The 9,615-nt window shown below is 46.7% G+C and carries 10 protein-coding genes; 4 read left to right on the top strand and 6 right to left on the bottom strand.

Annotation, left to right across the window (positions count from 1 at the left end; translation table 11 throughout):
• Positions 1–103: 103 nt before the first annotated feature.
• The 5 genes from HQM11_16400 to HQM11_16380 are packed head-to-tail and all read right to left on the bottom strand — an operon-like array spanning position 104 to position 4,980.
• Complete coding sequence (locus HQM11_16400) at positions 104–247, bottom strand: hypothetical protein (protein ID MBF0352615.1); 144 nt, start codon at positions 245–247, stop codon at positions 104–106.
• A 33-nt stretch (positions 248–280) separates the two neighbouring features.
• Positions 281–2,095 carry an elongation factor 4 gene (lepA, locus tag HQM11_16395; GenBank protein MBF0352614.1) on the bottom strand — a complete coding sequence of 605 codons (1,815 nt, stop codon included), beginning with the start codon at positions 2,093–2,095 and terminating at the stop codon, positions 281–283.
• 4 nt (positions 2,096–2,099) lie between these two features.
• Positions 2,100–2,729, bottom strand: a complete 630-nt coding sequence (locus tag HQM11_16390) for a threonylcarbamoyl-AMP synthase (protein MBF0352613.1) — start codon at positions 2,727–2,729, stop codon at positions 2,100–2,102.
• Complete coding sequence (locus tag HQM11_16385; protein ID MBF0352612.1) at positions 2,726–3,907, bottom strand: ABC transporter substrate-binding protein; 1,182 nt, start codon at positions 3,905–3,907, stop codon at positions 2,726–2,728. The genes HQM11_16390 and HQM11_16385 overlap by 4 nt, the downstream gene beginning before the upstream one ends.
• Positions 3,908–3,909: 2 nt before the next feature.
• Entirely contained in the window at positions 3,910–4,980 is a 1,071-nt protein-coding gene (locus HQM11_16380; protein ID MBF0352611.1) for a hypothetical protein, read from the bottom strand.
• Positions 4,981–5,210: 230 nt separating this feature from the next.
• Between HQM11_16380 and HQM11_16375 the strand changes: the two genes are divergently transcribed.
• The 3 genes from HQM11_16375 to HQM11_16365 are packed head-to-tail and all read left to right on the top strand — an operon-like array spanning position 5,211 to position 7,987.
• A complete protein-coding gene (locus tag HQM11_16375) occupies positions 5,211–5,873 on the top strand; it encodes a helix-turn-helix transcriptional regulator (GenBank protein MBF0352610.1) in 663 nt (220 codons plus the stop codon).
• A gap of 51 nt (positions 5,874–5,924) precedes the next feature.
• Positions 5,925–6,764: a MoxR family ATPase gene (locus HQM11_16370; GenBank protein ID MBF0352609.1), complete on the top strand. Its 840-nt coding sequence runs from the start codon at positions 5,925–5,927 to the stop codon at positions 6,762–6,764.
• A gap of 35 nt (positions 6,765–6,799) precedes the next feature.
• Positions 6,800–7,987 carry a hypothetical protein gene (locus HQM11_16365; GenBank protein MBF0352608.1) on the top strand — a complete coding sequence of 396 codons (1,188 nt, stop codon included), beginning with the start codon at positions 6,800–6,802 and terminating at the stop codon, positions 7,985–7,987.
• 17 nt (positions 7,988–8,004) lie between these two features.
• On the opposite strand, the gene HQM11_16360 is transcribed toward HQM11_16365, so the two are convergent.
• Positions 8,005–8,838, bottom strand: a complete 834-nt coding sequence (locus HQM11_16360) for an outer membrane lipoprotein-sorting protein (protein MBF0352607.1) — start codon at positions 8,836–8,838, stop codon at positions 8,005–8,007.
• A 114-nt stretch (positions 8,839–8,952) separates the two neighbouring features.
• Here HQM11_16360 and HQM11_16355 point away from each other — a divergent pair, with 114 nt between their 5' ends.
• Complete coding sequence (locus tag HQM11_16355; GenBank protein MBF0352606.1) at positions 8,953–9,561, top strand: CDP-alcohol phosphatidyltransferase family protein; 609 nt, start codon at positions 8,953–8,955, stop codon at positions 9,559–9,561.
• Positions 9,562–9,615 lie beyond the last annotated feature (54 nt).

Genomic DNA, 9,615 nt, shown 5'->3' with positions numbered 1-9,615 from the left:
TCTGGATCTTGATTTCATAATTGGACATAGGATTCTCGCATCAAAAGGTTCTTTTTGGGGGAAAATAACGCAAAATCCAGTGTATTCCTGTTCTACAACATATTCAAATCACCTGCACAGCTCGAAAATTACCATCATTCAGTTGCACAATCGTAGACGTCACTTTCATGTTGGGCAATTTATACTGTGCGGTCCATACACCGCACCCTTCTTCTACCTGATTCCATGTTTGTTTTGATTCGCTCATATAGTTTCTGACTGAGAGGTTGATATTGACTGATTATTTATGATCCACTCTTAATACCGCCATGAAAGCTTCTTGAGGAATTTCAACGGTTCCAATCTGCTTCATCCGTTTTTTTCCTTCCTTCTGTTTTTCCAGCAGTTTTCGTTTTCGGGTGATATCTCCACCGTAACACTTGGCGGTCACGTCTTTGCGCATGGCCTTGACGGTTTCCCGGGCAATGATTCGGGATCCAATCGCCGCTTGAACAGCCACTTCGAACATTTGCCGTGGAATCAGTTCCCTGAATTTATGCACGAGATCCCTGCCACGATAATAGGACTGCTCTTTCGGAACAATCACTGACATGGCATCGACGGGGTCACCGTTGATCATGATGTCCAGTTTGACCAGATCCCCTTTACGGTAATCAATCAATTCATAATCAAAGGAAGCGTAGCCTTTGGAAACAGACTTCAAACGGTCATAAAAATCCAGAACGATTTCATTGAGTGGAAATTCATAAACCAATTGGACCCTGTTTGTGGCGGGATATTCCATATTGACCTGGATTCCCCTCCGTTCCTGAGCCAGGGTCATGATGTTGCCCACATATTCTGTCGGTGTCAGGATTCGTCCACGAATGTAAGGTTCCTCAATGAACTGAATGGTTCCCGGTGGTGGGAGTTTTGACGGATTGTCCACCTCCACCATGGTTCCTCCAGTGGTGTGTACCCGATATTCCACGCTGGGGGCTGTGGTGATCAAATTTAAATTAAATTCGCGCTCCAGACGTTCCTGGGCAATTTCCATGTGAAGCAATCCCAGAAAACCACACCTGAATCCAAAACCCAGAGCCGCAGAGGTTTCCTGAACATAAGTGATGGAGGCGTCATTGAGTATCAGTTTTTGCAGGGCTTCCTTGAGTTCCTCATATTGCTCGCCATCCACAGGATAGATTCCGCTGAACACCATGGGCATGGCTTCCGCATACCCTTCCAGTCGTTCGGTCGCCGGTGTCAGCGCAGAGGTGACAGTGTCCCCAATTTTGGTGTGTCCGATGGTTTTGATGGAGGCCGCTATAAAACCTACTTCACCGCAATTAAGATGTTCCCGTTCTGTTTTGAAGGGTGTGAAGACCCCCAGTTGGGTCACTTCATATTCTTTCTCAGTGGCCATGAACTGGATGCGGTCGCCCAGTTTCAGTGATCCATCAACCACACGGACCATGACAACAACGCCCAGATAAGCATCAAACCATGAATCAAATATCAAGGCACGCAAGGGCGCTTTTGGGTCACCGTAGGGCGAAGGGACCAGAGCGACAATCTGTTCCAGAATTTCGTGAATACCGATTCCCTGTTTGGCGCTGGCACGCACGGCCAGACTGGTGTCAATGCCGATAATGTCTTCAATTTCCTTGCACACCCGATCCGGTTCCGCTGTTGGCAGATCGACCTTGTTCAGAACAGGCAGAATTTCAAGATCGTTTGCCAGTGCCAGATACACATTGGCCAGTGTTTGGGCTTCAACCCCCTGTGCCGCATCTACGACCAGCAATGCGCCTTCACAGGCGGCCAGGGAACGTGAGACTTCATAGGTGAAATCGACATGTCCCGGAGTGTCAATCAGATTGAGTTGATAGGTCTGTCCATCATCAGCCTTGTAATAAAGATGAACAGTTTGGGATTTGATTGTGATTCCCCGTTCCCGTTCAATATCCATGCTGTCCAGAAACTGGGCTTTGGATTCACGTTGAGAAAGGGCTCCTGTGTAATCCATCAAACGGTCTGCCAGAGTCGATTTGCCATGATCAATGTGGGCAATGATTGAAAAATTGCGAATGAATTTTTGGTCGTGTGCGCCAGACATAATTTTAGACGTCAGTAAAAAGGTAAGGTTGCAACAATGCAACGGGAAGAACACCTTCCCGTTCAATAGAAAAAGGAAAAGACAAACAGTTTACCAGGGTCGATGCCTTGCCACCTGGCGTGGTTCCGCCATCCACAATCAGATCCGGTAGATTCCCCAATTGGGCAAGCACCCCGTCGACTGTCATGCATTCAGGCTGACCGCTCAGGTTGGCACTGGTTCCAATCAGAGGGCGTTCTGAAAGTTGAATCATTTCCTGAACGACTGGTGATGGAGAATAGCGCAGGGCAATCCCCTGACTGGTTTTTTCCTTGAGAAAAAAGGGCGCCTGTGGTGCTGACGGAAGAATCAGCGTTAGGGGGCCAGGCCAGAAATGTTCCATCAATTGACTTGTTGGTTCCGTCAGCGGACCCGACAAAACAGGTAACCATTTTGCTGAAATCAGTGTCAACAGAGGCTTGCGATCAGAGCGCTGTTTGATTTGATAGACTCTGGCCGCAACCTGTTCCGAAAGAGCATTGCCACCAATGGCATAAAAAGTTTCGGTTGGAAATACAATCACATGATTTTGTTGAATCGCCGTTATGAGCGTTTCCTTGTCTTTCAGGGAAAACGGATAGTGGATGATCTTCATTGTGCAGTGATCCAGTCACTGGTAAAGGCGAACCGTTCATTTTCAAAATGCCCAATCCGCATTTGGGTGATGGCCAGATGATTTTTGCGGCTCAAGGTGATTGGCGGTGTCATGTGTCCTTGCCAGGCTGTCAGCGATTCAGTCGCCTGCAATACAGCTTCTGTGGTCAGGGATCGCCCTGTACGATTCAGAATTTCCACCATGATTTCAGCCGCGATCTGACCCGAAACAGACCATTGACTGGGTTTTGTCTTCGGGAAATAATATCCGAGTAATTGATGATGCAGTGTGATTCCCGGATGATCCATTTGATGAACGTAAGGTTGCCATGTGAAAAAGTAAAGCATCTGCCTGAGCGATGGGTCCAGTGTTTCAACCCAGTCTGTAAACAGTATTTGCGGCTTCAGATAAATCTCGCCTTCCATTCCATATTGGTAGGCTTCCTTGATGAAATCGTGAGTTTCCTGTTCCGGCGCAAGGATCAACAGCGCATCCGGATGGATGGTTTTGATCTGGGATATCCCGGGTTCCATGGGGCCATTGGTGTAGGTCACTGTCTGGATTTTGGGGAAATGAGGCCGCAACTGTTTCACCAGAGATTGTACTTCTTCGTTGATGACCTTGTCATTCAGATGCCAGACGGCCAACGAGCGGCCCGCATACATTTTTTTAAAATAACGGGTCATGATTTTTTGCTCAGTCTGTATGGTTGGGTCCAGGCCAAACACACCCTTTTTAATCGGATCAGTCCATGTTTCCAGGTTCGATCCGATAAGAAAGTCCGGAATATTTCGTTGTTCCAGAAAATTTTGAATGGTTTGATGGGTTTGATCACCCATACCATGGAACATGGCAAAAATCTGATCCTGAAAAACCAGTTTCCGGCCTATCAATTCAGCTCGCATTTTCTGAAGCTGGTCATCATAAACCAGCCATTCAATCTGTCTTCCATGCAATCCACCCTGATCGTTGATGTACTGGAAATATGCCTGTGCGCCCTTCTGAATATCCGCCAGCCATGACAATGCCCCACTCAGTGGCTGATGTCCTCCCAGCAAAACAGATTTCTGTCTGACACCAATGCTGTTCATTTCAGCCGCGGGTACATTTTCCAGCATGCCGACTATTATGAAAAACAGGGATAAGAGAAACAGGGATTGAAGTTTTTTATGAACCATAATCATTCTTGTGAACGGGGCGCGAGGACATATTGAAAAGCGCCTTCCTTATAAAAAAAATAAGGATTCAACGCCAGATTGTTGTTGAGCGTGTAAAAATAATCATCATTGCGTGAGGCATAATGCTTTCGCTGGATATGCCACCATTTGGTTTGAGAATCCAGTGTGACCTGATAAACCCCGAAATCTACAAAAGCACGGCTTTGTTCACGGTTGATATAAAGGGCTTCAGGCACAAATTCCAGACGTTCCGCTGAGGTGTCCACCAGAATCCGCTGGTTCGCGAAGGTCATTTGATACCGAAGGATTCCCAGTGGATTCCATGGTGCGTCTTCAGGCGTATTTTTTATGAATTGCGAACGGTGATTGGCAACAGATTGAACTGCGCCCGACAATATTTCAGCACTTCCTGATACCTGCGCTGGAGGAATGACACGGAAATTGATGAACTTGCGGAAAGTTTGGCGATCAAAATTATTGGCGGCTTTCCTGGTCACGCTCAAACCGATCGCATCCAGCGAATAACGCCCGAAATCCATGCTGGTGTGTCGGTAAAGCAAGTCTTCGGTAAAAAATAAGCCGTTTTCATAGGCGATATCCGCTTTCAGTGTTTCACCCACCGGGTTGGTGATCCATATTTGAAACTGCATTTGTTCGGCAAGTCCAATTTCAGAATGGCCTCGTTCAAAGGTAAACAGGACTTTTCCGGCAACCAGCACACGGGTCCATTGCTTGAGTTCATCCTGTGCTTCCTGAAGTTCAGGAGCCAACGCCGCGGCGGCCTCCAGACGCCGGAAGGCCTTATGGTATTGCTGTTTGGCCAGATATTCCCGATAACGCGTCATGTTTTCTTCGGCAACTTTGGGATTGACGCGATCAAGAGCTTCAATAATATCCGAATCTTCCGGATCTTCTACAAAAGCGAGTCGGTACTCAATGGCCGATTCCTCCCAGCGTTTTTCAGCTTCAAGAAGTTGGCCCTGATCATAGTGATAAGAGCATCCAGCCAGCCAGAAAACAAACAGACTGAGGTTGATTTTTATAAACAATACTGATGTATGGTGGAATCTCATGTCACATTCGATGTCTGGTTGTTCAACACATAGTTGGCAAATTGCCATTAGCCCCTACCTGTATCCAACCCTGTCTGTTTTCTCAAGCCTGTTTTTTGGTGGACGTCCTAAATCATCAGCGTTGCCACAGATCCACCTGTATTCAGGATTTTTATTGGTTGAGTTTTCAGTATGGATCTTTATGATGCGGGAACATCAATCTTTGCCACTATTAATTGTTTAGAGGGGTTATGAGCAGTACATCGTTTGTTACAAGATTCAGAAATATTGTTGAACAACTTGCCGGTGGAAACCGCAGTCAGTTTGCCCGTCTTACCGGCAGGAGTCCCTCGCATATCTACAGGATCTGTCAGGGGAAAAGTGTGCCCTCCATGCGTTATCTTCAAGAATTGAGTGAAGAATATTCCATTGATCTCAACTGGCTGGTCAAAGGTGACGCTGAAGGCGATCAGAACCGGATGATGAAACCTGCGCGTGATATGGTTCTCGCGCCTGTTTATGATGTCAGAGCCAGCGCCGGGCATGGCTCTTTTTCAGGATCTGAGGAAATCACGGAGTTTGTCGGGTTCAATAAAAACTGGCTCTCCAAAACGGCCAGAACCTCTTCTGATCAACTGGCGATGGTGCAGGTTTCCGGAGACAGCATGGTTCCCACTTTGTCTGATGGCGATCAGATTTTGGTAGATCTGAACCAAACTCAATACGCACGTGAGGGAATTTATCTGTTGGAACTGGATGATGCGGTCATGACCAAACGACTGCGTAACAATAAAAACGGCTTTGACGTGATCAGCGACAATCCGGATTATGCGCCATTTCAGGTATTGGTTGACCAACATCAATCATTCCGGATTATCGGGAAAGTGGTGTGGTTTGGGCGAAAACTGTTTTAATTTCCATACAATAAAATGTCATTCTCTTAACCTTCCAGACGTAGGGTCTCTATGAAATTTGAAGGAACAGACAAGTATTATATCAACCCGGAACTTCAGGCAATTGTGAACATGGCTGTTGTCATGGAAAAGCCCTTGTTGCTGACGGGTGAACCGGGGACGGGTAAAACACAACTGGCCTTTGAAATCAGCCGCGCGTTGAACATGAACATTGAAATCCTTCGGGCAAAATCGACCATCAAGGGAGAAGAAGTCTGTTATGTGCAGGACACCGTGTTGCGTCTGAATGACGCACGGTTTGGTTCAGGTTCCACAGGACGTGATGTGAACCGGTTTTATGACTATGTGATCTGGGGCCCCATTGGCCGGGCGTTCAAAGCTGAGGAACGAGTGGTTCTGTTGCTGGATGAAATTGACAAGACGGAATCCGATGTGCAGGACAATCTGCTGGATGTACTCGAAGACTGCGAATTCACGATCAGGGAAGTCAATGAAACCATCAAAGCCGTCAAGCGTCCCCTCATCATCATCACTTCCAATGCCAAACGGGAATTATCAGATCCCTTCCTGCGTCGATGTTTCTGTCACCATATCCCGTTTCCTCATCCTGATGAAATGCGTAAAATTGTCGCCTTGCATTTTCCTGACGTGAACAAGGGGCTGGTGGAATCTGCCCTGAAAATCTTCTATGAACTTCGAGAACGTGGTTATGAAAAACCTCCTGCAACCAGTGAATTGCTGAACTGGCTACAAGCCCTCCAAATTGAAGGACTCACTCCGACGTCTTCCAAAGATATTCCATTTCTGGGAACACTGCTGAAACGGACCAATGATATTTTGTCGTTCCGTGGTGGCGAACATAATAAATCCAACACCCGGCAACGCTGGTAATCTCAAGAACACGGTTCATTGGAGGGAGAAACCCCATGTTTACCAATTTTGTGTACATGCTTCAGGATTATGGCATTCCGGTCAGCATGACCTATGTGATTGATTTCTACAAAGGCCTGGAAAAAGGCCTGGTGGAAACGCTGGATGATCTGTTTTTGTTCGCACGGTTGAACTTTGTGAAAAAAGTCGAACACATGGATGCCTTTGAACGTGCGTTTGCCATGTATTTTTTCGGAGTGGATATTCCGGCCATCGCTGAAGGCGACATGGGTTTGTTCCAGACAAAACAGTTCCGGGAGTGGCTTCAGCAGGCGATCCAGCGAGGCGAATTGCCGGCTCAGCCCTGGAATTTGTCGTATGATGAATTGATGAAGCGTTTCTGGGATACGGTGCGTGAGCAGATGGAAGCCCATAATGGCGGCAATCGCTGGGTCGGAACCGGGGGAACCTCTCCGTTTGGTAATTCCGGAGCGGCACAACCGGGAGTCCGTGCGTTTGGTGGCGGACAAAACCGTTCAGCCGTAAAAGTGATTGGCGAGCGAAATTATATTGATTATTCGGCGTCCAACACACTCAGTGGAGAAAACATCCGTCAGGCCTTGTCCTTGCTGAAAAACATCATTCCCGCCGGACCTGAAAGTGAACTTGATGTTGGTGAAACAGTTTATAAAACATCCCGGAATGGCGGAGAGATTGAATTGATTTTCAAAAAAGAACTTCGGGATAAAATCAGGGTGATCCTGCTGATCGACAATGGTGGCACTTCCATGATGCCCTGGGTGGATGTCACCAGAATGCTGTTTTCCAAATTCAGAGACAGAATTAAAGAATTAAAAACCTATTATTTCCACAACACAGTGTATGCGACGGTCTATTCAGATCCCCAACGCTACAAAGCGATTCCAACCAAAAAACTGCTGGAGGAAAATCCTGAAACCCGGGTGATTTTTATGGGAGATGCCAGCATGGCTCCTGAAGAACTCGTGTCACGTTACGGGTCTATTTATTTTGATGCCGGTGATGATTCGGAAGCCAGTTACGCATGGCTCCAGCGTATCCGCAAACGCTTCAAATACTCCGTCTGGCTCAATCCCATTCCGTCCTATGAATGGGATATCACCTATGGAAGCTGGACGCTTCAGAAAATCAGGGAAGTGATTCATATGGAAGATCTGACCCTGCGCGGGATCAAAAAAGCGGTGGAATACCTCAACGCCCAATAATCAGGACAAGGGCCGTCTCAGGTCCCTTTTTCGAGGCGGCGCAGAGTAAACAGATCATCGCTGAGATTCTGATCAAACTTCACATTCGACTGACTCAGGATGGTCTTGTGCAGCAGATCCTGTCCTTTTTTGGTGGTCATGTGGATTTCTGTCGCAACCCATATTTTGTCAATCAATTCCAGATTTTTCACTTCCATGTATTTGATCTGGCTCCGTTTATGAACCCACAAGGCGGAGCGTATCACCACAAAATTATCTTTTCTGACAAACAGAATGGACTTGGTATAGCCCGTTTTCTCAATCACGTCCTGTGTCTTTGGGGTTGAACGGATCTGCCAGACAGGCACACCATTGACCTCAGTGTTTTCCATGAGTTCATAGTCGTAATCATCCACATCCACGGAAGACATATCGGAATAATTGAAATCAGACCCCATGAAGCTGGAACTTTTGTCTCCTCCGGCGATCCGGTTGGTCTTATGTACTGCCGGCATATAAAGCCACTGGTCATCTTCCTTGCCCTGATCCTCATAATCATAGGTCAGAAACCCCACATCCTTGACTCCGGGCGGGTCCACAAACATCATCAAGGCCATGTGGTCCTGCCCCTTGTCTTTTTTGTAGGATAGAATTTCATGCACACGCTGTTCACCTTTTTTATCAATCAACACCATGCGTGTGTTCATGGTGACATTATCGCCGTTGTTTCTGGCATCAACCTGTTCCATGATCTGTCGGGCTGTCAGTTCAGCCGCCATAAGTATCTGTGCGTCAGGCTGGAACATGAGTATCGTCTGAAAAAATACGGTCAATATTGTGAGAACAGTCAATTTGGTGAAAGGCTTAGACATAGGACTCCTGCGTTGTTAAATGTTAGGAAAAGAACACTTCTTGTGTTTGACTTAACAAGGGCATACATAATTCTCAATAGCAATTTAACCATCGTTTTGCATGAGGCCCTGCCAATGTTTATCATCCGTTTAAGCAAAGTCGATTGCCTGACACTGTCCGGAATTTTGTTGATTTCACTATCCATGGGATTGATGCTTCATCAACGGTTTGCCTATGCGCTGAGCTTGATGTTTCTGGCGTTGCTGGTGGATGGTCTGGATGGTCTGCTGGCTCGCAAGCTGGGTTTGGAACGTGATTTCGGTCGGTACCTGGATGGTTTTGTGGATGTACTGGATTATCTGGTGGCACCCTCGTTGTTTCTGTATTTATGGGGAATGGATACCTGGTATGACACCTTGGCCATCAACGTGTTTGTCATGAGTGGTGTCGTTCGTCTTTCAGTGTTTAACGAAATCGGAAACATTCGAAGCGAAACTCAGGAGTTGGGCTATCTCGGTATGCCCGTTTTCTGGAGTGTTCTATGGTTGGGCGTTCTATATGTTCTCCAATTTGTGTTGCCTATGGAAGTAATTCATTTTTTGGGACTATTGATGCTGGTGGGTTCTTCATTTTTCATGGTATATCGACGTCCATTTTATAAGTTCAAGCGTCTTGTCACATTGCTCATGGTTCCGATCAGCGGTTCGATTCTGTTTGCAGTGCTAGGATTCATCGGGAAGTAGCTTTTAGGGAAATTATGTATTTCTTTCACTGAAAACTTGTTTCATATGATTATT

This window comes from SAR324 cluster bacterium (assembly GCA_015232315.1).
Taxonomy (GTDB): domain Bacteria; phylum SAR324; class SAR324; order SAR324; family NAC60-12; genus JADFZZ01.
This window is presented reverse-complemented; position numbering and strand designations above follow the sequence as displayed.